The following is a 782-nucleotide window of genomic DNA, read 5'->3' as shown; positions in this document are numbered from 1 at the left end:
CGCGTCCAGGATCAGCATGGCCAGCGTTGCGCCATCCACGCTCATGGCCGTGCAGGCATCGGACCAGGCGGAGCGGTGAATGCTCAGTTCCAGCACGCGCCGCTCAGCGGTCCAGATAAAATCGTGAAACCTCAGTCGCTCGGGATCAGCCCGCCCGGACAGGTAGAACTGCATCTCGGGTGAGGCGAGCCGGAACAGCCGCTCAGGGCCGAGTTTGGTGAGCCATTCGCGTCTGGCCGCGTTCGGCCCACCCTTACGCCCATCTTCGGCGTCTGGTCGGCTGCTCACCCGTGGCAGGCCAAAACGTTCAATGAACGCCGGTTCCACCGCACACCGCCTGCCCTCGGTGCGGGCATCACAAGACAAGGAAAAATCTTCGCTTGTATCTTGTAGAGGGGACCGCTCGTTTTCGGGCGGTTGATCGACTGATTTCTGGAGCGTTTCGAGCAGATCGAGAGCGGCTCGCGTCTGGGCGTCCGCTTCCCTTTCGTGCGCGGCAAGCGCATCCAGCGTCATGGCATGCAGCCGGTCGGCGCGAGGCCAGGCAGCCCAGGCAGCCTCCATGGCTTGGATACGGGTATCCTGAGACGCAACGTCACGGAGCTGCTCCAGAGCCCGGCGGAGACAGCGCCAATGAGTACTGCGTTGACCCCGAAGATAGATAGCCTCGTGCCGCGCTGCGGTCAGCTGCGCATCGAGAGCAAGCAAATCGGAAAACCGGTCAATGACACCACTGAAGAACAGTCCGGTTCCGGCGTAGCGGGATCGGCTGCCATTTGCGG

At 62.9% G+C, this 782-nt stretch carries 1 pseudogene; it reads right to left on the bottom strand.

The features are described from left to right. A pseudogene (locus CK944_RS23545) lies at positions 1-516 on the bottom strand (hypothetical protein); the annotation flags it as partial. Positions 517-782 lie beyond the last annotated feature (266 nt).

Origin of the sequence: Paracoccus sp. SY (assembly GCF_002901215.1) — a bacterium.
Lineage (GTDB): Bacteria > Pseudomonadota > Alphaproteobacteria > Rhodobacterales > Rhodobacteraceae > Paracoccus > Paracoccus acridae.
The sequence above is the reverse complement of the archived record's forward strand: the minus strand, read 5'-3'. Positions and strand labels throughout refer to the sequence as shown.